Origin of the sequence: Pseudoalteromonas sp. PS5 (assembly GCF_004103255.1) — a bacterium.
In the GTDB taxonomy this organism is placed as follows: domain Bacteria; phylum Pseudomonadota; class Gammaproteobacteria; order Enterobacterales; family Alteromonadaceae; genus Pseudoalteromonas; species Pseudoalteromonas peptidolytica.
On sequence record NZ_RCSQ01000003.1, the window covers coordinates 29,511 to 55,631 of the forward strand.

28 protein-coding genes are annotated in these 26,121 nt (G+C 40.1%); 19 read left to right on the top strand and 9 right to left on the bottom strand.

What is annotated here, in order from left to right:
• Positions 1–2 precede the first annotated feature (2 nt).
• The 8 genes from rfbG (at position 3) to D9603_RS00395 (ending at position 6,718) form a co-directional block, all read left to right on the top strand.
• Positions 3–1,070: a CDP-glucose 4,6-dehydratase gene (rfbG, locus tag D9603_RS00360; RefSeq protein WP_128729624.1), complete on the top strand. Its 1,068-nt coding sequence runs from the start codon at positions 3–5 to the stop codon at positions 1,068–1,070.
• On the top strand, positions 1,055–1,609 hold the full coding sequence (locus tag D9603_RS00365; protein WP_125252048.1) for a dTDP-4-dehydrorhamnose 3,5-epimerase family protein: 555 nt from the start codon (positions 1,055–1,057) through the stop codon (positions 1,607–1,609). Before rfbG ends, D9603_RS00365 begins: the two co-directional genes overlap by 16 nt.
• The gene (locus tag D9603_RS00370; RefSeq protein ID WP_128729625.1) at positions 1,606–2,835 is read left to right on the top strand and encodes a class I SAM-dependent methyltransferase; all 1,230 of its coding nucleotides are present in this window, start codon (positions 1,606–1,608) and stop codon (positions 2,833–2,835) included. The genes D9603_RS00365 and D9603_RS00370 overlap by 4 nt, the downstream gene beginning before the upstream one ends.
• Complete coding sequence (locus tag D9603_RS00375; RefSeq protein ID WP_128729626.1) at positions 2,828–3,946, top strand: DegT/DnrJ/EryC1/StrS aminotransferase family protein; 1,119 nt, start codon at positions 2,828–2,830, stop codon at positions 3,944–3,946. The genes D9603_RS00370 and D9603_RS00375 overlap by 8 nt, the downstream gene beginning before the upstream one ends.
• The gene (locus D9603_RS00380; protein WP_161972709.1) at positions 3,943–4,551 is read left to right on the top strand and encodes a formyltransferase family protein; all 609 of its coding nucleotides are present in this window, start codon (positions 3,943–3,945) and stop codon (positions 4,549–4,551) included. The genes D9603_RS00375 and D9603_RS00380 overlap by 4 nt, the downstream gene beginning before the upstream one ends.
• On the top strand, positions 4,544–5,275 hold the full coding sequence (locus D9603_RS00385) for a WbqC family protein (RefSeq protein WP_128729628.1): 732 nt from the start codon (positions 4,544–4,546) through the stop codon (positions 5,273–5,275). The genes D9603_RS00380 and D9603_RS00385 overlap by 8 nt, the downstream gene beginning before the upstream one ends.
• Positions 5,268–6,050 (top strand): cephalosporin hydroxylase family protein, encoded by a 783-nt coding sequence (locus tag D9603_RS00390; RefSeq protein WP_128729629.1) that lies wholly within the window; start codon positions 5,268–5,270, stop codon positions 6,048–6,050. Before D9603_RS00385 ends, D9603_RS00390 begins: the two co-directional genes overlap by 8 nt.
• Positions 6,051–6,127: 77 nt before the next feature.
• Positions 6,128–6,718 carry a hypothetical protein gene (locus D9603_RS00395; RefSeq protein WP_161972710.1) on the top strand — a complete coding sequence of 197 codons (591 nt, stop codon included), beginning with the start codon at positions 6,128–6,130 and terminating at the stop codon, positions 6,716–6,718.
• A 116-nt stretch (positions 6,719–6,834) separates the two neighbouring features.
• Here D9603_RS00395 and D9603_RS00400 read toward each other — a convergent pair whose 3' ends face one another.
• From D9603_RS00400 to D9603_RS00430, 7 genes are all read right to left on the bottom strand, one after another.
• Positions 6,835–7,581 (bottom strand): phosphocholine cytidylyltransferase family protein, encoded by a 747-nt coding sequence (locus tag D9603_RS00400; RefSeq protein ID WP_128729631.1) that lies wholly within the window; start codon positions 7,579–7,581, stop codon positions 6,835–6,837.
• Positions 7,578–8,180: a gamma-glutamyl-gamma-aminobutyrate hydrolase family protein gene (locus tag D9603_RS00405; RefSeq protein ID WP_128729632.1), complete on the bottom strand. Its 603-nt coding sequence runs from the start codon at positions 8,178–8,180 to the stop codon at positions 7,578–7,580. The genes D9603_RS00400 and D9603_RS00405 overlap by 4 nt, the downstream gene beginning before the upstream one ends.
• On the bottom strand, positions 8,177–10,495 hold the full coding sequence (locus D9603_RS00410; RefSeq protein ID WP_128729633.1) for a PEP-utilizing enzyme: 2,319 nt from the start codon (positions 10,493–10,495) through the stop codon (positions 8,177–8,179). The genes D9603_RS00405 and D9603_RS00410 overlap by 4 nt, the downstream gene beginning before the upstream one ends.
• Positions 10,485–11,012 (bottom strand): adenylyl-sulfate kinase, encoded by a 528-nt coding sequence (locus tag D9603_RS00415; protein ID WP_161972711.1) that lies wholly within the window; start codon positions 11,010–11,012, stop codon positions 10,485–10,487. The genes D9603_RS00410 and D9603_RS00415 overlap by 11 nt, the downstream gene beginning before the upstream one ends.
• Positions 11,002–11,751, bottom strand: a complete 750-nt coding sequence (locus D9603_RS00420) for a hypothetical protein (protein WP_128729635.1) — start codon at positions 11,749–11,751, stop codon at positions 11,002–11,004. Before D9603_RS00420 ends, D9603_RS00415 begins: the two co-directional genes overlap by 11 nt.
• Positions 11,741–12,232, bottom strand: a complete 492-nt coding sequence (locus D9603_RS00425) for a hypothetical protein (RefSeq protein ID WP_128729636.1) — start codon at positions 12,230–12,232, stop codon at positions 11,741–11,743. The genes D9603_RS00420 and D9603_RS00425 overlap by 11 nt, the downstream gene beginning before the upstream one ends.
• A 139-nt stretch (positions 12,233–12,371) precedes the next feature.
• Complete coding sequence (locus tag D9603_RS00430; protein WP_128729637.1) at positions 12,372–13,262, bottom strand: LicD family protein; 891 nt, start codon at positions 13,260–13,262, stop codon at positions 12,372–12,374.
• A gap of 236 nt (positions 13,263–13,498) precedes the next feature.
• On the opposite strand from D9603_RS00430, the gene D9603_RS00435 reads away from it, so the two are divergent.
• From D9603_RS00435 to D9603_RS00475, 9 genes are read left to right on the top strand one after another with little or no spacing between them, the layout of a single operon-like run.
• A complete protein-coding gene (locus tag D9603_RS00435; protein WP_128729638.1) occupies positions 13,499–14,431 on the top strand; it encodes a hypothetical protein in 933 nt (310 codons plus the stop codon).
• A gap of 8 nt (positions 14,432–14,439) precedes the next feature.
• Positions 14,440–15,516, top strand: coding sequence for a pseudaminic acid synthase (pseI, locus tag D9603_RS00440; RefSeq protein ID WP_194086943.1), 1,077 nt, complete (start codon positions 14,440–14,442; stop codon positions 15,514–15,516).
• Positions 15,513–16,253: a glycosyltransferase family protein gene (locus tag D9603_RS00445; protein WP_128729639.1), complete on the top strand. Its 741-nt coding sequence runs from the start codon at positions 15,513–15,515 to the stop codon at positions 16,251–16,253. The genes pseI and D9603_RS00445 overlap by 4 nt, the downstream gene beginning before the upstream one ends.
• A 2-nt stretch (positions 16,254–16,255) precedes the next feature.
• Entirely contained in the window at positions 16,256–16,801 is a 546-nt protein-coding gene (locus D9603_RS00450; protein ID WP_128729640.1) for a GNAT family N-acetyltransferase, read from the top strand.
• Complete coding sequence (locus tag D9603_RS00455; RefSeq protein ID WP_125252031.1) at positions 16,801–17,031, top strand: phosphopantetheine-binding protein; 231 nt, start codon at positions 16,801–16,803, stop codon at positions 17,029–17,031. The genes D9603_RS00450 and D9603_RS00455 overlap by 1 nt, the downstream gene beginning before the upstream one ends.
• Entirely contained in the window at positions 17,031–17,786 is a 756-nt protein-coding gene (locus tag D9603_RS00460) for an SDR family oxidoreductase (protein ID WP_161972712.1), read from the top strand. Before D9603_RS00455 ends, D9603_RS00460 begins: the two co-directional genes overlap by 1 nt.
• Positions 17,783–19,096 (top strand): AMP-binding protein, encoded by a 1,314-nt coding sequence (locus D9603_RS00465; RefSeq protein WP_128729642.1) that lies wholly within the window; start codon positions 17,783–17,785, stop codon positions 19,094–19,096. The genes D9603_RS00460 and D9603_RS00465 overlap by 4 nt, the downstream gene beginning before the upstream one ends.
• Entirely contained in the window at positions 19,083–20,120 is a 1,038-nt protein-coding gene (locus tag D9603_RS00470; RefSeq protein WP_128729643.1) for an acyl-protein synthetase, read from the top strand. Before D9603_RS00465 ends, D9603_RS00470 begins: the two co-directional genes overlap by 14 nt.
• Positions 20,104–21,225, top strand: a complete 1,122-nt coding sequence (locus D9603_RS00475) for an acyl-CoA reductase (protein ID WP_161972713.1) — start codon at positions 20,104–20,106, stop codon at positions 21,223–21,225. Before D9603_RS00470 ends, D9603_RS00475 begins: the two co-directional genes overlap by 17 nt.
• A 1-nt stretch (position 21,226) precedes the next feature.
• Here the strand turns inward: D9603_RS00475 and pseC are convergent, their stop codons facing one another.
• Positions 21,227–22,393, bottom strand: coding sequence for a UDP-4-amino-4,6-dideoxy-N-acetyl-beta-L-altrosamine transaminase (gene pseC / locus D9603_RS00480; protein WP_128729645.1), 1,167 nt, complete (start codon positions 22,391–22,393; stop codon positions 21,227–21,229).
• Positions 22,390–23,391 carry a UDP-N-acetylglucosamine 4,6-dehydratase (inverting) gene (gene pseB / locus D9603_RS00485; RefSeq protein WP_125252025.1) on the bottom strand — a complete coding sequence of 334 codons (1,002 nt, stop codon included), beginning with the start codon at positions 23,389–23,391 and terminating at the stop codon, positions 22,390–22,392. Before pseB ends, pseC begins: the two co-directional genes overlap by 4 nt.
• 222 nt (positions 23,392–23,613) lie before the next feature.
• On the opposite strand from pseB, the gene D9603_RS00490 reads away from it, so the two are divergent.
• Both D9603_RS00490 and D9603_RS00495 read left to right on the top strand, forming a co-directional pair.
• Positions 23,614–24,399 carry a flagellin gene (locus tag D9603_RS00490; RefSeq protein WP_128729646.1) on the top strand — a complete coding sequence of 262 codons (786 nt, stop codon included), beginning with the start codon at positions 23,614–23,616 and terminating at the stop codon, positions 24,397–24,399.
• A 145-nt stretch (positions 24,400–24,544) separates the two neighbouring features.
• Positions 24,545–25,984, top strand: coding sequence for a sigma-54-dependent Fis family transcriptional regulator (locus tag D9603_RS00495; protein WP_128729647.1), 1,440 nt, complete (start codon positions 24,545–24,547; stop codon positions 25,982–25,984).
• Positions 25,985–26,121: the final 137 nt, after the last annotated feature.

Here is a 26,121-nt window from a genome sequence, read left to right on the forward strand (position 1 = left end):
CAATGTTCAATGAAATGTATGCCGGAAAGAAGGTACTGGTAACAGGGCACAGTGGTTTTAAAGGTAGTTGGTTATGTTTATGGCTTGAGCTTCTTGGGGCTGAAGTTGCTGGGCTATCTCTGCCTGAAGATAAAAATAGTACTCACTATAACAAACTTGGTTTGGCTGTATGTAACTATTTTGGGGATATTGCAGAGCGAGGGGTGATAGATAAGCTGATAAATGATTTTGAACCTGATATTATTTTTCACTTAGCAGCTCAGCCACTTGTGCGAAAAAGCTACAATAAGCCTGAAGAAACTTGGCAGTCAAATCTAACGGGTACGCTGAACCTACTGGAGTGTGCACGACACTGCACGAAAGTAAAAGCAATAGTTGTAGTAACCACGGATAAAGTATACGAGAACAATGGCGAACAAAAGAGCTTTAGAGTGGAAGATAGACTCATGGGAAGTGACCCGTATAGTGCGTCAAAAGCTGCATGTGAAGTGTTAGTCCATAGTTATCGTGAGAGTTACTATAAACACTCAAATACTTTAGTAGCAACAGCTCGAGCAGGTAATGTAATTGGTGGAGGTGATTGGTCAGATGATCGCTTAGTACCAGACATTATAAGAAAGGCATATTGTGGCGACAGCCTCTCTATTCGTTACCCTAATGCTGTGCGGCCTTGGCAACATGTCTTGGAGTCAATAGCAGGCTACCTTCAGCTAGGGGAGCGGCTTTTAATTGGTGATAAAGTGTTTGCACGAGCATGGAACTTTGGTCCCGCGGTTGAGCATTTAGCCTCCGTGTCAGATGTTCTGTCATTAATGAGTCGTTTTATTCCAAACCTCGACTGGAAACCCACTCCTAGTTCACTTTATGAGGCTGAGCACTTAGCCCTAGATAGTAGTGAAACGTACGAGTTGTTGAAGTGGAAATCTATTTGGCCTATTGAGCAAGTTATTGAACATACAGCACAATGGTATAGAGAGTATTATATTAACAACAATATTATCAGCACCAGTCAACTTAACGCATTTATAAATGATTCGAGAAAAATTGGAGCAAAATGGTGTCAACCCTAAGATCACTCAGTATACAAGACGTATTTTTGTCCGAAAGGACCGCATTTTCTGATGCAAGAGGAAGTTTTGCTAAGTGGTTTGATGAACAAGCGCTACAACCGGTGATAGGCCATTCTTCAATTTGCCAAGTGAATAGTTCATATTCAGCACAAGCAGGTACTTTGCGTGGAATGCATTGTCAGCTTGGTTCATTGCCTGAATACAAAATGGTTAGATGCATTAATGGTAGAGTATTAGACCTCATCGTAGACCTTCGTCAACACTCAGTAAGTTTTCTAGAGTGTATTCAAATAGAGTTGGATACGCCAGATAAAATGCTCATTATTCCCCCAGGCTGTGCTCATGGCTTTTTAACTTTGGAGGAAGATTGCGAGATGCTCTATTTCCACACCGCACCGTACGAGCCAGAACACGAGTTTGGTGTGCGGTATGATGATAAATTATTGAGTTTTGAGCTGCCGATCCCAGTCACGGTTTATTCTGATAAAGATGCTCAATTCCAAACGCTTCCATGTGATTTTGATGGGGTAACAATATGAATTGCCGACACTGTGGAAATGAACTGGCACTAGAGATGGTAAATTTAGGATGTTCGCCAGCTTCCAATGCTTACCTGCGTGATAAAGATGCTTTTAAAAATGAAATAACTTACTCCCTACGAGTGCTTGTATGCGAACAATGTTGGCTTGTTCAAACAGATGATCAAGTTGAAGCGGAAGTGTTATTCACTGATGAATATGCTTATTTTTCTTCGGTTTCAGCTAGTTGGTTGAAGCATGCAAAATCTTACACAGAAGTTGTAACCCAAAAGCTAGGACTAAATAAAGACAGTTTAGTTGTGGAAGTAGCATCTAACGATGGATACCTCCTACAAAACTTTGTTAAAAATGGAATACCTAACTTAGGGGTGGAGCCTACCGCTGCGGTCGCTAGAGCAGCTAAAGCTCGAGGAATAAATGTAATTGAAGAGTTTTTTGATACAAGGCTAGCTAATGTTATTGCTATGGACTACGGAAAAGCAGATCTAATCATTGCTAACAATGTATTAGCTCATGTTCCTGATATAAATAGTTTCGTGCAAGGGTTTAAGGAATTACTTTCTGAGGCTGGCACGGTAACATTAGAATTCCCATCGCTTCTTAACATTGTTACACAAAACCAATTTGATACTATTTATCATGAACATTACTCCTACTTGAATTTATGTGTGGTAGAGGAAATTCTATCTAAAGCAGGTTTGAAAGTTTATGATGTTGAAGAACTATCTACTCACGGTGGAAGTTTGCGAGTATGGGCATCTCATCAAGAATCTTCTCATCATGTTGCTCCGTCAGTGAATGAGGTTAAACAAAAAGAAATTGATGCTAAATTATTCGAACCGTCAACGTACTTAGCATTTTCCGAAAAAGTCACTCAGATTTGTGAAGAGTTCAAAGCATTTCTCGTCGATGCAAAGTTGGCTGGGAAAACCGTTGTTGGGTACGGCGCAGCAGCTAAGGGAAATACATTGTTAAATACGGCAGGCGTTAAAAATAATTTAATATCAGCTGTGTTTGACTCTGCACCTTCAAAACAAAATCAATATTTACCAGGATCCCATATTCCAATTTTGCCACCTGACGCTATTGAGTCATATAAGCCTGACTATGTCGTGATATTCCCTTGGAATATTAAAGATGAGATATGCCAATACTTAGCGACTAATAGTAGAGTTAACTGGAAATATTGCATTGCCATTCCAAACTTAGAGATCTTTGATGGATAAATTAGCATATACAAGACCAAGTATTACGCAGGAAGACGTACGACTCGTGACCGAAGCTGCAGCGGATGGCTGGGGAGAGCGCTGCTATGAATACGTTGATAAATTTGAAAAAGAGTTTTCAGAGTATATCGGTGTACCTTATGCGATGGCCACTTCTAGCTGCACTGGTGCTCTACACCTTGGTTTGTCGGCTCTTGGGGTAGGCAAGGGTGATGAGGTGATTTTAGCTGACACAAATTGGGTCGCAACGATCGCGCCTATTCTTTATCTCGATGCAACACCAGTGTTAGTAGACGTGAACAGGCGTTCTTGGTGTATCGATCCCAATGAGGTTGAAAAAGCGATAACTTCAAAAACAAGAGCGATTATTGCGACTCACCTTTATGGAAACCTCTGTGAACTAGATGAACTTGAAGACATTGCAAAACGCTATGGGATATATTTAATCGAGGATGCTGCTGAGGCCATCGGCTCGGAATATAACAACAAGAAAGCAGGCTCCTTTGGGATCTTCAGTGTGTTTTCTTTTCATGGAACAAAGGCCATTACCACAGGGGAAGGTGGAATGTTAGTTTCCTCTGATGAGAAGCTTGTAGAGAAATGTAGGCAGCTTAACAATCACGGCAGAGCGAAAAATGAACAGCGTCAGTTTTGGGCTTCAGAACTCGGCTATAAATATAGAATGTCTAATCTTCAAGCTGCATTAGGTGTTTCTCAATTGAAAAGAGTAAACGAAATAGTGCAAAGAAAAAGGGAAATCTTTGAGCACTATAAAAAGCTCTGTATGAATATTCCTGATGTGGTACTCAACCCAGAAAACCTAAATGAAGTCAATTCATACTGGATGCCCACGCTGATTTTTAATACTAAGGACTCATTCAACATAGACGAGCTGATTACACATTTGCAAAATAATCAAATTGATGCACGTCGTTTCTTTTGGCCTTTGAGTGAGCAACCAATAGTAGACAATATGCAAAGTGGTAAAAATGCGCTTTATCTTTCTCGTAGAGGCCTTAACCTTCCAAGTTTTGTGGATATGACTTTTGAGCAGCAGGCTTATGTTGTGGATTGTATCTGCGGCTATTTAACATCAAAGAAGGTAACGTGAGAGTAGGTGTTTTTTGCGATTCGAAGGCATCAGCAGTAAAAGCTGCTGTTAGCCTATACAGGCAAGTAAAAAGTGTGTCTGTGTTCTTTTTCGGGATAAATAACGCCGAAATAGGACCTGAACTCGATGAACTCGGCTTCGAGTGTAAGTTCCATAGTAGTGCTGATGGAGACTTCAACAATAAATGCAAAGTATGGTTTCAAGAAAACGAAATAACTAGTGTTATATTATTTACAGAAAAAATTATTTCCGAAGCACTTTATGACAGTTTTAAAGTATACAACATACACCCATCCAAACTGCCGAGCTACAAAGGACTCAATGCTCTTAAAAGGGCATACGATGATAATTGTAGCGTTATAGCCGCTACAATCCACAGAGTTAACCATGATGTTGATGGCGGTGATATTAAAGCGCAAATTACGCATGAAGCGAATTTACAGTTCAATTACAGCATGTGGGAGCGAGTATCATTTATCCAAAAAGTATATTTAACTTTACTTTGGCTAGCTTATGCTGAAAAGGGAGGCGACTTCCCCTCGGAGTTAGAGCTGGATATTAATGTGCTATTTGAGCGATTTGTAAAAGAGATAGGGTATGACTAGTAATAATTTAAAAGTCGTTATTTCACAACCCATGTATTTTCCATGGATAGGGATGTTTCAGCAGTTACATTTGGCTGATGCTTTTGTGTTTTTAGATGATGTTCAACTCGCACGTGGTTTTTATAATAGAGTGCAAATTAAAACTGATAGCGGTAGCAAGTGGCTGTCAGTACCAGTTAAGAGGCTATCCCGCTCTCAGCTTATCATGTCCTCTGAAATTGACTACACGAAAAACTGGAAAGAAAATCACGAACAACTCCTTGCTCACAATCTTAAGCAAAGCCCTTATTACAGTGATGCAATTGAGGTATTTCGGGAAGTCGCGAAAGCAAATCATCAGAGTTTAGCTGAACTGACTATTGCATCTATGAGAGCCGTTGCACGCTATTGGGGCATGGATAATAATGTTGAGTATTATAAAGCATCTGATTTAGCTTGCTCAAAAGGAAGCGGAAGTGAGAAAATTTTAAATATTTGTAAGGGAGTTGGTGCTTCTACCTATATCACAGGTCATGGTGCTAAAAACTATCTCGAACATGAAAAGTTTGATGATAAAGGAATTACTGTGGAGTACATGAACTATAATACCACCCCTTATAGCCAAAATTTTGGCTTGTTTACTCCATACGTAACTTCACTTGATACGATAGCAAATTTAGGAAGTTCAGTTGGAACACACCTTCATTCAAAAACAACAAATTGGTTAGATTTTATAAATGAATAAATCCGAAGAATTTCAAAAAGAAGTGGCTGAGAATGTACGTAAGCTAAAGAATGCTGATGAATTAGAAGCGTTATCCGTCGAGTGGATCCGTCAGAGTGCGCCGTATAATTGGTCATATAATTTTAGTTGGCTTGGTCGTCCCGCAATTCAATTTCCAAATGATGTTTGGGCACTGCAAGAAATAATTTGGTCAACCAAGCCAGATTTAATCATTGAAACAGGTGTCGCACATGGAGGCTCTGTTATCGCTAGTGCGTCATTATTAGCGCTATTGGATTATACTGACGCTGTAGCTCAGAAAAAGCAATTAGATCCGTTAAGCCCTGGTAGAAAAGTAATAGGGATTGATATAGATATTAGACAACACAATCGTGATGCAATCGAGTCTCATCCACTTGCTCATAAAATTGAATTAATTCAGGGCTCAAGTGTTTCTAGCGATGTCGTACAATTGGTGTGTGAAAAGGCTAAAGACTATAACCGAGTTATGGTTATCTTGGATTCTAATCATACACATGATCACGTGATTCAAGAGCTTCAAGCATATTCTCCACTGGTTTCTGAAACTTGTTATTGTATCGTATACGACACTATTATTGAGGCTATGCCCGAGGATATGTTTCCAAATAGACCGTGGGGTAAAGGTAATAACCCCTACAGTGCTGTTAGAGAGTTTTTGAAGTCCACTGACGATTTTGAAGTGGATTCAGAAATTCACGCAAAACTTCAGATAACAGTCGCGCCGATGGGCTTTCTAAGAAGAGTTAAAAAATAGTTATGTGGTCAAACTATTGGCGTATGTTTCAAAAGCGAGGACCTCGTCTTCCATATAATTATTTTATTGAAAATCACATGTTTGACTTGCTTTATGGTACTAATACACACATGTGGCTCCCAAAAGAGGAGTACAAAGACAAGTTAAAAAATCTTGGTGAAGGCGTACAGTATGAAAGTAGTTGGACTTCTATTATAAAAGAATCGACAAAAAGAGTTTTCACCTTGAGCTCACACTCTCCTAGTGACTTTGATTATATAGACGCAGGCTGTGGAAAAGGGAAAGTTCTCTTAGTATGGCGAAAGCTATTGAAAAACTATACACCCTACATTTTAGGGATTGAGTACAGTGAAGAACTGCATAAAATTTGCTTAGATAATATCAATAACACATCTGGTGCTGAAGTTAATGTTCTTCTTGAAGACGTGACAAATGTTACTCTTAATACAAAGGCAAGTAATCTTTGCCTTTATTTATATAACCCTTTTTCAGAGAAGATACTCTCCAAATTTTTAGATAGTGTCATTCATTCCTATAGTGATATTTATATTATATATAACAACCCTGAAAATTTTCAGTGTTTATTTTCAAAAGGCTTTGAGGTGATTTATCAAAAAAAAGGATGGCATGCAAATTCAACTTATTCTATTTTTCATATAAAGAAATAAAGAAATAAAGAAATAAAGAAATAAAGAAATAAAGAAATTATGCTTTGCTTACTAATAATACTAGGCAAAGCATAATGAATGAAAGTACAAGTTGCTCTTAACAAGCACTTAACACATTAGCTTTTTATAATATCTTGTAGCTTTTGTGAGCTCAAAGCTTCTAAATCTTGCGTACTGTCTATTTCATACCAGTGTTCATTATGGGTTGAGGCTGTTACCTCGTTACCACGATTAATGAGCTGTTGTATAAAATCAGTCATATACATTGATTTGGCTTCACTGTAAGGGATTGAGTTGTATAGATTTATAAAACTCTTCAAGCCGTGTTCTGAAAGTTTAATTAACCCCATGTATTGGGCTTCAGCATCTTCAACACATTTTAAAGGTTTGCCTAGCTCTAAGATCTGATCAGTATCTTTGTTCATTTTAAAGGACTCTGCATCTTTCAGAGGATCCTCCATTCTGTCTTGCCATAGTTGCAGCCACGAAAGATCTGCAGAAATACATATGTCTCCTGGTGTTACAAGTAATTTTTTGACAATACGAGCGTTGAAAATAATATCTCCATAGCAAATTAGAGTAGGTTGCTCTTGTTGCAAAACATCAATAGCTTTAAACAAGGAGAAAACCATGTTTGTTTGGTCATACTCGGAGTTATGAAACTGTCTTAGTTTATAATTATCAAAACACTCTCTTTTATATCCTGTAACTAGTGAGATATTAGCTTGCTCAAATGTATTAAATACATCTAGTTGATAATCTAATATGGGTCGCCCATGTACGTTCACAAGGGCTTTAGGTTTATCATTTGTGTAGGGTCTTAAACGAGTTCCCATTCCTGCGGCCAAGATGATTATATTCACGAATTAAATACCTCTTTAATAAGCGAGACGTCGTATTGAGAAAATTCACTCTCGCGTTCAGGATGCCACATTATACCAACAATAGGATACGTATTGTGCTTGATGGCTTTGATAACACCGTCTGTGGCTTTTGCTTCAACAGCGAATTCTTGTGGTACATGGTAGAAGCCTAAATTATGATAGCTATTAACTACTCTACTTTCTTCTCTATACATAATGGTATGTGTCGAGCCTACGTGACCGTCAATTTTCACAAGGGGTTGTCCAAAATAGTCCATCAAGAGTTGCGTGCCGCGGCAAATAGTTAAAAGAGGAGTTTGCGTCTTCATAGCATGCTCCAAAAGGTACACTTCGAGCTCATCACGCTCGGGTGTGCTTCCACCATAGCTAACGAGATCGTTGCCGCCACTGAAAATCAAACCTGACAGTTTAACAATTGTCAATACTTGCTTGGCAACCTTAAGATTATTTGGAAGTAGTATAGGGTAAAAGCCGCAATCTCCGACCAACTCAAGTAACTTTTGGTCTACAGCATCTCTTTTCTCTTGATACGTAACCCCGCAGTGGTCAACTCGCATAGTTATCGCGATGAATTTCATAGTACTAAGTCAACCTTCTCTTTTTCACAGTCAATAATAAGCGAAGTAGCATTGCTCCATCGCTCAAAATTGGCCTCGCCTGCACCTATGATGGCGGGTAGTTGTAATTCCTGAGCACGTATTGCCATATGCGAATTACACCCACCATACTTTGTAATTAGCGCAGCGATATCTTCCGCAAAAAGCCAATCGTAGCCAGGGTCTGCTGATTCAATACAGACTATCTTACCTTTCAAGCCGTTAGTTAAATTAACTTCGACATCTGCTGATATACTTTGTTGCGTAATAAAGTTAGGGTGGGTAGCTTGTGGTGAGAATATAAACTGATCGCTGGCTTTAGTGATTAAGTCAGGTAGTTTTATTAACTGCGATAGTTGATAATACTCTCTTCCAACGGAGATGGAAGCCTGTACTTTTTCTTTAGCACTATGACTTGTAGAATGGAGGTTTAGAATATCTTCAATATTTGCATAGCTCAACTCTTCTCTTGATAAGTCTATTTGTCTGCCTAAGTTTTCAATTAAAACCAAAGAATCACTCAAGCTACGAGTAAAAATAAACTTACTATATTCTCTTGCCTCAATAGCTTTTTTTATAAAATTGAACAACTGTATGGAATTAATGTTGAGTTGATGTGTTTTTAGCGTTTCATCAATAGCATTTAGTTTTTTAAGCGAGATATTAAACTCAGCCGTTACTTTATGTGCATCTAACTTTTCATTTAGGATGAACTTCTCAGGGTTTTCATCGTATCTTGGTGAGGTTATCTCATATGTACCAGGACGCAAATGGCCATACTTTTTAATCAATGCTTGAGACGATAGTTCTATTCTATCTTTGAGAAATAAGCTATTTACGGTCTCAATAGATGAAAGGAAACATTCATAATCGTTTTGCGAGATCAACTTTGAGTAAACCATTGACTTTAAAAAACGGATGGCAACAAATCCAGCTCTAGCCAAGCCTGCAAATGGTAGAGTGCCAAAGGATTTGCAATCTTGAAGTAACCAAAAGATTTTATCAATCTTATTTAAATCAGAATTTAATACCTTTTCATGCCTTTCAATCAGTTGGGTAATTTTACACAGGTCACTGTTCACAGGACTGAATTCATCAATGATAATTTGCTCTGTTAAAGACTTAAGACTATTTTCGATTAAACTGATTTCTGATTTGGTGAATCCATGCTTTTCCAATTTACAGAGTTGGTCAGGTGACTGGAAATCAAAGGAAGAAAAGACTATGTCAAACTCTACTTTATCATGAGAAGCAGGGTTTTCTATGAGCTGATCCAAGTAATGATTTGCTAACTTTTCTGCAAGTTCTTCAGGAATTGAGGCTGGAATAAATGAATTGAAACTCGCTCTCACATCGATATATGGAGTACCGCCAAGGATGGTCATCAAGTGCTGCTCACCAACATCTCTGTATTTATAAATAGCTCGATGTCGAGCCCACACCCCATCTGTTATTAAAAACTTGTACAGTGACAAAGCCAAAGGTCTTGGCTTTATACCTATGATTTCAGCCGGATTCCAGTCAGGCATTACGCCATATATAGTTTGCTTGCCAACCAAATATGGGTGTCTAGACGATAGCCTCTTCAACTTTTTGGCTATACATTGCTGTTCAAGTAACAACTGTTCAGATTTCTTGACTACTTTTTCTTGTACTATTAATGGCCTTACCTGCAATAGGTAAGTTTTATTATTTTCTATTGCAAACTCAATATCTAAGAACTTTGAGATGTTTAATTCTTTTAGCTCTTTTATCAAATTGATTACTTGATTTTGCCATGTGTAAGCACTCGCATCATATTGGTGGCTAACGAACCAAGTCCTTACCTCAGTGGCACCAGAAGTAACTGCTTCAGTATTCCTATTTTCATCTGCACTAATGACATAGTATTCAGCCCCAGTATCTTGAATATGACTAAAAGCAACGCCAACATAATCTGGACATAATAGCATTGGCTGAATAAATAAGATGTTTTCATGATCTAATTCATCATAGGAGGAGAATACGCTATTAATGGCACTAGTGAGGCTCAATTCATCCAAATTCACATTAAGCTCAGTGGTAAACTTACCAGCGTTACTCGTTGTAGTGCTGTCTTCTTGTACTGTACAAGAGCGTACAATAACAGGCGAATCAAACTCTTTTTGAATTTGATTCAAACAATCAGTACGGTTTGTTCTCCAACGTTCAAAATTAAGGGTATATACAGGAAGAACAGAAGCGTTAGACAAAGAGCCACTTAGCTCAATTAAGCGCTGTACTTTGCTTGGTAATTTTTGATCTCTGCTACGCATCATAGATAACCTTTTTCCATTCAGTAAAGATTTCCTCCGCCTTTACGGTTGCGTCATCTATTTCACCATTATTCAATATGCGCATATCGGGAAACTGCGGCAGTTCAGCAGTGCTATCCTCTACCATATGTGAGGGCTCATTTTGGTATAAGCCCTTGGGGTCCCTAGATATTCTCGCTTTGATATCAACATCTAAAAATACTTCAAAATAATTTGGTATATATTCACGATTCCAGCGTTGCACTTCGTGAAACATACTAATAGTAGGTACGATAACTACTTGCTTTTGATGAGTAAAAAGGCGAGCTAGTCTTGAATAACGATAGGAGCCAAGAAGTCGACTATTTGTATCAAATTGCCAGTGTGGATCTCTTATAGCTGCTCGTATTTCATCCCCGTCTAGTATGATGGGGTTAATTCCCATGCCTTGAAACTGTGGGATCAGTAAATTTGTTATCGTTGTTTTTCCAGCTCCGGATAACCCTGTTATCCAAATCGTTGAGCCTTTTTTATTCACCATCAAAAATACCTTCAGGTTTGTTGACATCGAAGCGAGAATGAAGTTTTTTAATTGTTAGCGCTCTTAGCACTGGGTGCATAATGTAACACGGCCTATTGGAAGGGGTATCCAAGGGAGTTATATCATAGCTTTCTTGCTTGATAAAACTTGCTAACGCGCTTGCCCTGATCCAAGGATCTAGAACATAGTCAATAAACTCAGAACTAAGATCACTAGGCTTGATATTAATGTTGAAAGGTTTGACTAACAGCGCCTTTCCTGAATCTAGCTTGGGTGTCATATAAAATACGCTAGCATGTAGCGTGTTATTAAATAGCAAGGAGTAGTAAAAACATGTACTTCCCTTTACTTCAGGCAGTTTACCAGGATGGATATGAATATATTTTATACCAACTTCAAACAGTGGTTGTTTTAGTATCCCTCCTCCTGTAAATAACCACTCTCTCTGTCCGCTGTTTGAAAGCGCAGAGATTACATCAGGGTGATTGATTGATTCAACATCTAACTCCACGATAGGAATATTTTCACCCTTTGAGAAATCTTCAATTGTTAGGTATTTAGGGAACAACTTTTCGCCAAACGGTAAGTCACGTGATTTACGAATACCATTTTCACCTCTTTTGTTGGCTAGTGTGATTATTATAGAGGGTAAAACTTTTTGGTTCGCAAGTACGTTAACATAAGCCAATGCTCTAGGGCCTGGGAAATATAATAATCCAAACTTTTGATTAGATAGCAAAACCATGCTCCAATAGTAATTTGTGCTCAAGCTCTAGCGTGTTAAGTAATATTTTTGTTTGTTCCTTATCTAACATCGTAGTAGGACTAGTAGTGATTTTAGGCTCTAGCCAATCAAGCATTTTTATCGTGCTATTCAGAGAGTTTAAATCTTTAAGTTCATGGCTATGAATAGCAAGAGCATTAGCGCAATTAATCGCGACATGTATTTGCTCTCTTTCTGTGAACGAAGAATATCCCTTTAGTCGAACAGAACAAAAGTCATTGTGAGTGGAAAAGCGGTTCTCCAATATCATTAGCGTAGGTAGATCGAGTTCGATATATTTCTGGTTAGCTGAGTTGCATGTAGCCAACGACTTTTTAAGATATGCAATGAATTGTGCTCGTAGATGATGAAAATGAGCTATTGCGTTTTCATCATCTACGACCGGGAAGTCATGTTCGTGACGCTGACTTGATTTCAAGGAAGGGTTAGTTGTCATTTTTCACCTTTAGGTTTAGCTGCTAATTGACATTGCCTTTGTTACAAACACTAAATCGGATAATAAGATATATGCTCAACGCACACCAAGAGGGTTTCTCGATTAGAGTCTACTACGAATCTGGCGTTGTAAATTAGTCCTATTCACCTTTAAACACAGTTGCACTGCTTATCATACTCAAATTCCAATCTTTTTTTGGAGTATGCCAGTCTGAGCCATAATGAGCCTCAAGATATTGGGTCGCCTCACTTGGGATATTCATAATACAATTATTGAATGTTATGTCCTCCGTTAAGAGTAGGTGCTTACTTGGCATGCTAAACCCTCTTGACGAAATAACATAATACATTGAACCAGCATCGACATATTTAATAAATACATCTAGTTGTGGCAAATCGCTATGAGCAGAGCATGGCCTTAATTTATAAGATGAAATGCTACCTTTGTCGATACAATGAAAAGTAGAATTAGCCTTGTTAATGAATATTTCCCATGGTGTTCCAAACTGTTTGTCAAGTACAGGGAGTAACTCATTCAAAGCAGCGAAACACTGCTCAGTATCTTGACTGTTTATTGCAATATCTAAATCGTCATCCCAAGGGATAAGTGCATTATCACGAACAATACCCAATAATGTTCCTGCATCTACATAATAATTTAGCACACTTGTGTTAAGTGTAGCAGTGACCAATTCCAAGAGCTTCAGTGCATTTTTTTTAGCTGTCGGCTGTCCTAATTTAGTCTGTTTAATCGCATGAGCAGGTAAGATATGAATTTGCTGGCTTTTCACATGGAAAGTATGCTCAAGCTGATGCTTGATTTGTTCAAAAAACTCGCTAGCGATATAAATAAAGTCAAAATTCTGACTAAGTATCCAATTTGCGTCTTTGATAGGGTAGCCATTCAAATACGTGCCTTGCTTATTTTTATCATTATCTGTATAGCCAATGATTTCATGATCTGCTTTCAAATGGGCATAGGCTGCTTTGCCTGCCTCTCCAGCACCAAAAATGATAATTTTAGGTTTCATAATGTGTCGAAATTTCAGAATATGTCTGGATCTTAATGCAAATTATAGACCAGTTGAGATAATATGTATTTGTTTTATTTTGGAAAAGCACGGTTCTACTGATAACTAAAAGGTTTGATTTGCATTATATCATTGACATATTTTTGTTATGATATTTCTGAATTAAGCTGTTAAGAGTAATTGCTATGGTTTTTATATATGCAAACGCGAGTAGGAAACTTGGTTTTGGTCATATAATGAGGCAAATAGCATTGATAGAGGCGTTAATTGACCAAAATCAGCAAGTATTTCTTTTATGCCATGAAATTACTCAAGAGTTAGTGCTAAAGTTAGAGGCAACTGGGGTAAAAGTATGTCAACTAGAAGCAGAAGCCGACTGGGTACAAAAACTACCGGAAATGAATACATTAATTGTAGATGACTATAATGTTTCTGATGCAGATTTTGAACAATTACGGAAAAAAGCTAAAAGACTGGTTCTTTTTGACGACAATACATATCTCAATTTACCTTTTTTAGATTTGATTATTAACCCTAGCGACTTCAACAAGACTGACTTGCTAGCAAACAAAACTTTGCAAGGCTCTGACTTTAGGTTGGTTAGAAGTGAGTTTATACCTTATAGATCTCGTCCACGGTTTAAGCCAGGCTACATTTTTGTGTGTTTGGGCGGAAGCGATGCTCAGGCACTGTCTGTTGCAATCTGCAAGATGCTACTTACCTCTCAACAGGTCACTAAAATTGTTTTGGCTGTTTCCAGCACGTGTGATCACAGAACACTCTATGCTCTTGAGGGGCTCAAAAGTTCGACAAAGTTTGAACTGCATATAGACAGTAATAAACTCCCTATGCTCATGTCAGATGCGGATATAGCGATTACTGGAGCTGGTGGTAGTTTGTATGAGTTAATGTTTTTAGGCGTACCATCAATAGCGTTAGTAGTTGCAAATAATCAGTCTCAAGCTTTATATTCGCCATTGAATAATAATGCGTATAGCGCAATTGATGGCAGAGAAGAAATTGACATCATAAATATCGTAGATACCGCTTTATTGTTATTGGATTCAGCCGATAAAAAGAACGTGTACACTCAGCAGAGTGCAAAAGTAGTGGATGGCTTGGCTGCTTCGCGGATTTGCGATGCAATCTTGCACCTTATAAGACATTGAAGAAAACGATGAATAAATATAGTCAAAGTAACTTTAAACAATCAATGATGATTGATGGTATTGAGCTTGGTTCAAACAGTGGGCCATACATCATCGCAGAGCTTTCTGGAAACCATGGTGGCAGCCTTGACCATGCTCTCAAGCTGATTGATGTAGCAGCGCGAACGGGTGTAAGTGCACTTAAAATTCAAACATATAAACCTGATACGATTACTTTGAATCATAATGGCCCTGAGTTTGTAGTAAAAGAAAAGCTTTGGCAGGGAAGGACGTTATATGATTTGTATGAGGAAGCCCATACACCATGGGAGTGGCACGCGGCTTTATTTAAGCAAGCGAAAAAAAACAATATAACTTTGTTTTCTTCACCTTTTGATAATACAGCAGTCGATTTACTGGAAGATCTTAATTGTCCAGCATATAAAATTGCGTCTTTTGAACTCACCGATATTGGCTTAATAAAGTACGCCGCGAGCACAAAAAAACCAATTATCATGTCCACTGGTATGGCGACCTTTGATGAAATCCAAGAAGCCGTTGCAGCAGTTGCTGATGCCGGAGGTACAGAGCTTGTCGTTTTACATTGCATTAGTGGTTATCCAACTCCAATTGCTGATTGTAATTTAACCACACTTACTGATCTGCAACGAAAGCTTGGTGTGCCTGTTGGACTCAGTGATCACAGTCTTGATGATACTGCTGCAATAGCCGCTACGGCTTTAGGAGCATGTGTGATTGAGAAGCACTTTAAGCTCAAAGGAGATGATTCCAGTGTCGATTCGGCTTTCTCTTTGGATGAAGATCAATTCAGTCGACTCGTTACAAGGGTGAAAGATACTCACGCGAGTTTAGGTGAGGTCAATTACCGTCTAACTGACAGTGAGCAGGATAACGCACCATTTAGACGCTCTTTGTACGTTGCTAAAACGATCAAACGAGGCGAGATTTTCACCGCTGAACACGTACGTTCGGTGCGCCCAGGTAAAGGGTTGCATCCAAGACACTTAAATGAAGTAATTGGGCAAGTGGCTGCGCAAGACGTTGAATTTGGCACACCTTTAGCTTGGGAGCATGTAGTGCAATGAGTGTGTATATATTTTCCCAAGCTCGATTTGATTCCACGCGTCTTCCGGGGAAAGTATTAAAAGCAATAAATGGCCGCAGCTTGCTCGATTATCATATTGAACGAGTAGCTCAGGTAAAACAAGCTCATCAGCATGTTATTGTCACCAGCATTGAAAAAAATGATGACTGTATTGTCACACACTTGTCCGATAAAGACGTCATCGTTCGACGAGGCAGCAAGCACAATGTTTTAGAGCGCTTTGTTCAAGCTGCTCAAGCACTTGCATTAACTGAAAGTGATTATATCGTTAGGTTAACAGGTGACTGCCCACTTGTTGATCCAGCCTTGATTGATGCGCTTATTCAATTTCATTTAGAGTCAGGGACTGATTATTCAAATATTGATGTAAATACCATTCCCAGAGGTTTTGATGCTGAAATCTTTAACTTTAAAGGGCTTCTCCAGGTATTTAACGACGCTAAAGAGGCGTATCAACAGGAGCATGTTACACCTTATTTTTATCAACATCCGACATTATTTCAATGTGCTAGCCTTTCTTTTTCACCACCGCGCTCTGCCCATTTGCGCCTTTGCGTTGATGAGTTGGAAGATTTCCAACTCGTTGAAAGGGTGATAACGCATTTTGGTAACGATATAGATTTTGTATCTGCAAATGAGATTATTGACTTTTTGAATATGACTCCCGCTGTTGCAAGTATTAATGCTTGTGTGGGGCAAAAAAAGTTAGGGGAATAAGTATGATAGCAACTAAGCTTCACGGCTACGCTATTGAGCTACATCAGCTCACCCATGATGATATGGAGAAAGTTTTCAGTTGGCGTAATCAGCCAAGCGTCCGAGCAAATATGCTAGATGACAAGCCTATCGCCATTGCACAACATCAAGCTTGGTTTTCAGCGATGCTTAACAGTGATAGGCAAGCACATTATAAAATCATCGTAAAGGCAAAAGAGATCGGGGTCGTTAATATACGTGCAAATACCGCGCTGAGTGATGCCAGTGAAGCAGAAATTGGAATTTACATCGCAGACAATGATTATAAGGGAAACTTGGTCGCTTTCTCTCCGTCTTTACTTTTAATAGATTATGCCTTTGAAGAGCTTGGAATTAACGCATTAGGATCCGTAGTTAAAGCAGAAAATCGAGAGGCGCTAAGGTATAATGAGGTGCTTGGCTACACCTTGGCACCAACTGACAGCCAAGGTTTAATTAAGATAAGATTAACGCCTGACGCATACATCACAGCAACCAAGCAGATTAAAACATTTTTGAGTAGAAGTTAATGAACGAAAAATTACGAAATATTTTTGCTAGTGTTTTGGATATTCCATTAGAAGAAGTTACCGACGAGCTTGCTTATGGACAGCATGATAAATGGGACTCTATGAGTCATATGATGTTGATTGCGGATATAGAATCAAATTTTGATATAATGATCGACACTGACGATATTATTGATATGAGTTCATTTGCAAAAGCGCAAGAAATTGTTGCTAAATACGAGAGCGAATAGTGACGAACTCGGTTAATCATATCGTTGTCATTACCGGAGCTTCTTCTGGAATTGGGCTCGCTGTAGCCAAAAAAGCGGCTTTGAATGAACAATGTGTTGTCATCATGGTAGCTAAAAATGAAGAAAAGTTGCTTACAGCAAAGAGACAACTCGTTGCAGCAGGGTATTTGAATGTTGAACACTTCACCGCAGATATAACCATAAATGAACAGGTTACCCAACTTTTTAAATTTATCCAAAAAATAAAGCTACCTGTTCATGGGTTTGTGCACTGTGCAGGCACCATGTACGAATCCCCGTTGCTGATGACTCGCGATCATTTGGTTGATGAGCAGTACCATCAACATGTGAAGAGTGCGATTATGCTTGCTCAAGGCATAAGCAAGATAATGGCTCGAAATAAGTCCGGCAGTATCGTTTTCATTAGCTCAGTCGTTGCGCAGCAAGGCAGCCGTGGTCAAAGCGTTTACGCGGCGATGAAATCTGCATTACATGGCTTAACTGCGAGCTTGGCCGCAGAGCTTGGTGCTATGAACATTCGTGTAAACGCCGTCGCTCCTGGTGTAATTGACACCGCACTGGTTGCGCATATTTCTGATGAGAAAAAGCAGCAGTTAATAAAAAATACAGCATTGGGGCGTATTGGTCAGCCAGAAGAGGTTGCTGATGTGATTAACTTTTTAGTTGCAGAAGAAAGTCGCTTCATTACTGGGCAAGTCATCCATGTTGATGGGGGGTTAAAGCTAGGCTTATGAGTAGGTTTTGGGAGCTTGGAAAAGCGAGTAATAGCTTGATTGTTGATGGCGAGTGCACGTTGAACTATTCACAGTTAGATACTGAAGTACAATCTGCGCTCAGCAACTTGCCAAAAAAGAAACAGTTAATTGCCATCGTTGCGCACAACTCCTTACCCTTTGTCATACACTACTTGGCTGCACTTCGAGGTGGGCATACGGTGCTTCTGCTAGACAAAAGTAAGGGAAAGGAGCAGCATCAGTTAATGCTCACGCAGTTTCATGCGAACTATTTAATTGATGGTGATTTAGTATCTCACCTTAATCCTGATACGGTTACTCTCGCACCTGAAATTGCACTCTTACTGGGTACTAGCGGCACCACCGGTCGAGAAAAAGTAGTTAAGCTAACCTTTGAAAACCTTACCTCAAACTGCGCTGCAATAACGCAGGTTTTGCCTATTTCCAAAACTGACTGTGCTATGGCTTCTTTGCCATTCTCGTACAGCTTTGGGCTCTCAATTTTACATAGTCATTTGCTTGTAGGGGCAGGAATCATTCTTGGCCAAGAAAGTTTGATGTCAAAGTCATTTTGGCAGCAGTTTACCCAGCATAATGTTAACAGCTTTTACGGGGTGCCATTTAGCTTTGAGATGCTTTTTCGATTGGGGTTGCAAAGGCAACCACTGCATCAATTGAAATATATGGCTCAAGCTGGTGGACGCTTGAGTGGAGAGTTATGGGAAGTTTTAAAAGAGTTTTGTGGTTCCCAGAAGCTGCCTTTCTACGCCATGTATGGCCAAACAGAGGCCACCGCAAGGATGGCTATCATGCAGCCTGACGATTTTTTAGCGGCGCCAGCAGGCGCAATTGGTAAGGCTTTACCTTACTGCAAACTTTACATCGCCAATGGTGAAAAAGAAGGTGAGCTATGTTTTGAAGGGACAAATATATTCGCCGGTTATGCCTCATCTTTAGAGGATTTACGAGAGTGTGAAGTCAGCGCGATATTAAAAACGGGTGATGTGGCACACCAGCTAGATAACGGTATGTTGCAAATCATTGGCCGAATAAAAAGAATAGCGAAGCTTGAAGGTAGAAGAATAAACCTTGATGATTTAGAACGTCAGCTCAATCAGCAGTTTAACTTGAGCTGCGTTATAACCAGTGATGATAAACAACTGCGAGTTTTCATCTGTGGCTCTGAACTTGGCGTTGAAAAACAAATTGCCCAAATAGCACAATGTCACCATCGAAATGTAAAAGTTTTTAATATTGAGACCATCCCTAGACTAAGTAATGGCAAAGTGAATTACAATGCACTTATCTGACGAAGAATTGCTTGAGTTACCAGTATACGACCTCTGTCAAAATGAGAAATGGGAGCTGCTAACGCCATTGCTCGATGAGCTGCACCATTTTCATAAGGTGTACTGTGAAAAATACAGCGCAACTCAGCAACTAGGAGAGACACCTCTTGCTGTTCGCGCGTTCAAAAACCAGCTACTAAGTAGCATTGACGCTGATAAGGTTCACCGCATACTCAAATCATCGGGAACGACAGGTACGCAATCCCAAATAGTGTTGGATAGCGATACTGCCCGTTTACAGTCAAAGGTACTCTCAAAAATAATGCAGCATTGGCTTGGGCCAAAAAGATTACCGCTATTAATTCTTGATTCCAGAAAGGCACTTGATGTTCACTCTGGTATGTCTGCCAGAGCTGCGGGTATACAGGGTATGTCTTTTTTTGGGAGAGATCATCACTTTGCACTTGATGAAAATATGGATCTGGATCTCGCGGTAGTGATGAGCTTTGCGGATAAATACGCAGGCCAACCGGTTTTTATGTATGGTTTTACGTTCATAATATGGCAAAGAATAGTGCAACAACTAAGGCAATTAGGAAAGCAGGTGGCGTTTTCCGACGCATTTCTATTGCATGGTGGTGGGTGGAAAAAAATATCTGAGCAAGCAGTTGATAAAAAAACGTTTAAACAGGAGTTGAGCGCTTGCTTTGGCAATGTCACAGTCCATGATTATTACGGAATGGTAGAGCAAACAGGAACCATTTATGTTGAGTGTGAGCATGGCATGTTACATGCTCCCGTTTGGTCAGATATCAATGTAGTAGACCCTGTGACACTGCGGCCTTTGCCAGCGCGTACCACAGGCGTGGTGCAACTGCAATCCGTTATTGCTAGAAGTTACCCAGGGCACAATCTACTTACTGAAGATTTAGCAATTATTCATGGTATTGATGATTGCGCATGTGGACGTAAAGGAAAGTATTTCACTATTCAAGGCCGAGTAGCCCAATCTGAAGTTAGGGGGTGTAGTGATACTTTTAAATGAACAAGTACAGACACTCGTCGGTGAACTTGAACAAGAGCCATCAAATTTATTTGCCTTCGAGCAGTCACTTATTGACACTGTTGCAGAGTTTTCTGACTTTATACTTAAGCACCGCCCCAGTGCTGAAATTGTCGCTCTGGCATTTTGGTGTAGGCGCAGTAATATCAAAAATCTCGCAATCCACTACGGTGAGCAGCTAAGGTTACGGCAGAACAAAGTTTTTCACATTACCCCAGCTAATGTCGATACAGTCTTTCTCTATACGGTGCTCTTAAGTTTTCTTGTCGGAAACATAAACATTGTGAGATTAAGTAGCCGAAGAGGAGCAATCTCTGATGAGCTAGTCGGTTTGATACAGCGCTTTGTAGATACTGACAAGGGGGCCTTGCTGGGGAGCCGCTGTTTATTTATTGCCTATCCGGCTTCGCAGTTTCAGGTAACCGCTACTTTATCAAAATGGTGTGACAAGCGGGTGATCTGGGGGGGAGATGATGCAATATTACAGATAAATCAAGTAGCGCCAGTTGCCAATGAACTGGCATTCCCTGACAGGTTTTCTATATCTGTTCTAAGGCTGAGTTCAGAACAAGATGCAAAACTTGCAGCCAAACAATTTTTTACTGACTATCAGAGCTTCAATCAGCAGGCCTGTTCCTCACCGAAGGCAATTTATTGGCTATGTACAAAACCATCGATTCAAGACTGTTTTTGGGACGCCTTGGCGAAGTGCGCAGATGATCATCCGCAGTTTGAGTTAAATCATCAGTTAAATAGGCATATAAATACACAGATGCTTCTTATGACGGATTTATCATTAAAGCCAATTCGTTCAATATCACATCCAAGTTATCTAATGTTTGAGTTTGAGCGACTTAACAGCCTTACGATACTTGATGCACACAAGGGCAATGGACTTATCTTGAGTACTAATATTGACAGCATTGCTCAGTTACCAGAGCATGAAAAACTTCAAACTGTAGGCTACTTTGGTATTTCTAAAGATATGGTTGAGGACATTCATGCGCTTCGTAGAACACCACTTGGTAGTGCTCTACAATTTAATCATATTTGGGATGGGGTCGATTTAGTTAAGCGTTTAAACTAGGCTAAACGCTTAACTTTGCAACAAGGCTTTTTAAAGTATCCGCAATGTGCTGCACTTGCTCTTCTGATAGATCAGGAAACAGCGGTAAAGTGACGGCCTGGTGGTAGTATAGTTCTGCTGAAGGGCAGTAACCGGCACTAAATCCAAGCTGCTTGTAGAAAGGCTGTAAGTAAATAGGAATGTAGTGCACATGTGCAAAGATACCGGCATTTCTTAAGTTTTGGATGAGTTTTTTGTGCTCTTCTGGTGAATGGAGCGGAACTTTAACGACGTAGAGGTGGTAAGCGCTGCGTGATGTGTTCGTAACGAGTAACGGTTGGATCACACTATTTTGAAACAAGCTGTCATAGTGTGCCGCAATCTTGTTACGCTGTTGAACAAACCTATCGACCTTCGTTAATTGCTGACATCCTAGTGCGGCATGTAAATCAGTCATGCGATAGTTAAAGCCCAGAACATTTTGTTGATAATACCAAGCGCCATGACTTGGTTCGCTAAACTCTTCTGGTTTATTAGTGATACCATGACTGCGTAGCTTAGCCATAGTATCAGCGAGCTGAGGGTTGTTCGTGAGAGCCGCCCCACCTTCTGCAGAGGTCATTATTTTGACAGGGTGAAAACTAAATACACAGATGTCAGAATATTCACAGGAACCTATCTTTTTTCCGTCAAAGGAGCCGCCGATAGCATGAGAGGCATCCTCGATCACTTTAAAACCATATTGCTGAGATAGTTCGTTGATAGCCTGCATGTCGCATGACTGGCCAGCAAAATGAACCGGTATAAGCACCCTGGGGAGTTGGTTTTGTCGCTCGGCGTGTACTAACTTGCTAGTGAGTGCTTCAATACTCATGTTACCGGTATCAATATCAATATCGACAAAATCTACACTCGCTCCGCAGTAGAGTGCGCAATTAGATGAGGCTACAAATGAATTTGGTGAGGTCCAAACAATATCACCGTTGCCAACTCCAAGCGCAAGGCAGGCAATATGAAGTGCGGATGTTGCACTGTTTACCGCGACGGCACGATCTGCCCCGGTATAGCTGCAAAGTTTTTGCTCAAACTCTGGAACTTTGGGGCCTTGAGTCAACCAGTCAGATTGCAGCACGTCGATAACTGCATCAATATCTAGCTGGTCTATTGATTGCTTTCCATATGGGATCATAACAGTGCTTGTACGTTAAATGCTTTAATCTCTTCAATGCTCATATAATCCGGATTAGTCAATGAGTTATACTCAAATCCAGGCGTTACAGCTTTCCCTTTCTCACCTAACGCGTTCATGTCAAAATCGTTACTTCTGCTACTGAATTTTATTCCAGGAGCAATAACGAAATGGTCGTCAAACTCAAATGTGTCAAAGCTTAAATCTTCGGGACACATTACTTCATGGAGCTTTTCTCCAGGGCGAATACCGACTACTTTTTGTGGTAGGTTTGGTGCCATTGCAGTCGCTAAATCAACGATACGAATTGAAGGGATTTTCGGTACAAAAATTTCACCGCCAAGCATACGTTCAAAGTTTTTGAGAACAAAATCAACGCCTTGTTGCAGGCTAATCCAAAAACGTGTCATATCTTTATGAGTGATCGGAATATGTCCTTTATTTTCGTCGATAAAACGCTGGAATACAGGCACTACAGAGCCTCTAGAACAAACGACATTACCATAACGTACGACTGAAAACCTAGTTCGGTGTCCACCTGCCATGTTATTTGCTGCAACAAATAGCTTATCAGATGCAAGCTTTGTTGCACCATACAGGTTAATAGGATTGGCTGCTTTGTCTGTAGAAAGGGCTATCACTTTTTCTACTTCGTTATCCAGTGCTGCTTCAATTACGTTTTCAGCCCCATTAATATTGGTTTTAATACACTCCATTGGGTTGTATTCCGCCGCAGGGACTTGCTTTAGGGCTGCGGCATGAATGACATAATCTACGCCTTGCATTGCTCTTCGCAATCGATCTTTGTCTCTGACATCCCCGATGAAATATCGCATACACCGATGATTAAACTCTTGTTGCATTTCAAACTGCTTAAGCTCATCTCGAGAAAAAATGATTATTTTTTTTGGCTTATATCGTTCTAGCAGAGTTTTTACGTATTTTTTGCCGAAAGAGCCTGTGCCGCCGGTAATTAAAATGGTTTTATTATCAAACATTGGGGTCCACCTAAAGGTGCAATCAAAACTTTACAGTATCAAATACTGGAACTGCTACAAGCGCTGTATTGATACGATAAACTAGCTACTACTCAATACTTTATATCACTTCTAATCATTTTGCAGTATTTATGCCAGTCATCACAGGAAATTTAACGATTATGATGACTTTTTACTCAAAATAGCGTAGATTAAAACTAATGATAGTGAATGGGGGTAGATATGAAAATCCAATCACAAAGTGCTGCTTTTTTTAATCGTACAGAGCAGACGGCTAACAAATTAAACGAGCAGCTATCTTCGGGCAAGCGGGTTAATTCAGCTGCCGACGACGCTGCCGCATTACAAATTATTGACAGGCTCACTTCTCAGCAAGATGGGTACAGTCAATCTATTCGTAATGCTTATGATGGTATCTCATACTCGCAGACCGCTGATTCTGCTCTGTCAGGAGTGAATGACGCAGTTTCTAGGATCCGAGAGTTGTCTATTCAAGCAGGAAATGGGGCGCTGACAGACAGCGACCGCCAAGCACTGCAAGAGGAAGTGTCTCAGCTTCAAACGCAAATAACAGAAACGTTTGAAAACACGACGTTTGGTGGAGCACAAATATTTGACGGTGAATCACGTAGTTTCCAGGTAGGTCCCGACGCTAACACGACGCAGAGTCTAGAGCAGACCGACGGTGGCTTTGCTAGTGCGATTCTCAGTGTAAATATTTCCACACAGGCTGGGGCGCAATCTGCAATTGATGCTGCTGATACAGTCTCTAAAGAGTTAAACAGCCAGCGCGCGCAGTTGGGGGCGTTTGAAAATTCGGTTTCTAGTACCATTCGCTCGGCAAGCAATCAACGAGAGAATATAGCTGCAAGCCAAAGTCGTATCCAAGACACGGATTACGCCCAAGCGGTTAGCGATCAGGTGGCTAACGATATTCTATCGCAGGCTTCCATTGCATTGAGAGGCCAAGCAAATCAGTCCGCATCATCAGTCTTGGGTTTACTGTAAATTAATACCAAAGTATTGATATAGAACAGTACAGGTGGCGATTTTTTGGCGTTTATGTCAAAAAATTGCCACTTAGGTATTGCATCCCCTTTAATCTCTCTTACAATCTAACTATTGAAAATTTTAGTAGATTGGTTCTCAAGCAATGGTCTTGATCTTAGATAACAACAATAAAAGAGCGATCGGATTAGGCGCAGCGCTTAGCTTTGTCGGTCAGGCAAATGACGTGCTAGCTGAAGAGCAATACGCGCCAAGCATCATTGATAAAAACCAAGAGCCGATTTTTGTGTTAGGTGCATTACAACACGCTTCTCATGAAGCCTTGATCAAATCGCACCCAGCAGTGCCTTTTTTATTGATAGGTGAAACGCTTAGGCCATTGCTTTCACTACCCAATGTTATTGGCCTCATTACGGAACCGTTCAGCCAAGAAGTCACAATGCAGTTACTTCATGACTGTCAACAATACTTACGGATGCTGCCAAATAAAGAAAACAAGCTGCAAAATAAGAGCTTCGACGGTCTAGTTGGAGAGACGGAAGCGGTCAAAAATGTACGCTTTTTAATCTCTCAAGTGGCAAAAACAGATGCTAACGTACTGATTTTAGGCGAGTCAGGAACGGGTAAGGAAGTGGTTGCGCGTAATGTACACCTTTTATCTAAGCGTGCTCATGGCCCATTTGTGCCAGTAAACTGTGGTGCGATTCCAGGGGAGTTGTTGGAAAGCGAACTATTTGGTCATGAAAAAGGGGCGTTTACCGGAGCGATATCCGCACGAAAAGGGCGTTTTGAATTGGCGCAAGGCGGCACACTTTTTCTTGATGAAATAGGTGATATGCCACTACAAATGCAGGTTAAACTGCTACGTGTCCTTCAAGAGCGAACTTATGAGCGGGTGGGGGGCACAAAGCCAATTCAAGCTGATGTTCGTGTTATTGCGGCGACTCACCGCAACTTGGAAACCATGATAGAAGAAGGTAAGTTTCGAGAAGATTTATTTTACCGTCTCAATGTTTTTCCAATCGAAAATCCATCACTTAATGAACGGGCAGAAGACATTACACTACTGTTGAAAGAGCTTACACGCCGTGTGAATGAACAATCAGGTAATTCCGTCAAATTTACAGATAGAGCCGTAGAAAGTTTAAAAGCACATGCTTGGCCTGGAAATATTCGGGAGCTTGCGAATCTTGTGGAACGTATGGTGATTATGTTCCCAGATAAAGTCGTAGATGTCACCGATTTACCACAAAAGTACCGCTACATTGAAGTCGAGGCGTTTGAACCTGAATATCCAGAAGAGTTGTTAGAAAAAGATGCTTTTAATGAGTTATTTAGTGAAGGCTTTAGTGACGATGAAGAGGATACGTTAGCGCAAGAATTTACTTCGCAATCGGCAGACGTAGGCTTGTTGCCGGACGAAGGGATCGAGCTCAAAGAATACCTAGCTGAACTAGAGATAGATTTGATCACGCAAGCGCTTGAACGTTATGACTATGTTGTTGCGCGTGCAGCGGAAATTTTAGGTGTTCGCCGCACCACATTGGTAGAAAAAATGAAAAAGTACAATCTTAATCGCGATTAACTTATTACACCGAAGTTAACTGTTGCCATGGTTAATACCAATTTGACTTAATACTAGCTCAATTTGAAGGAGTAAATCTGACGCTAACAGCGTTAAAAATTCTCATTTAGAACAACTAAATATCAAAATTTTTGCCT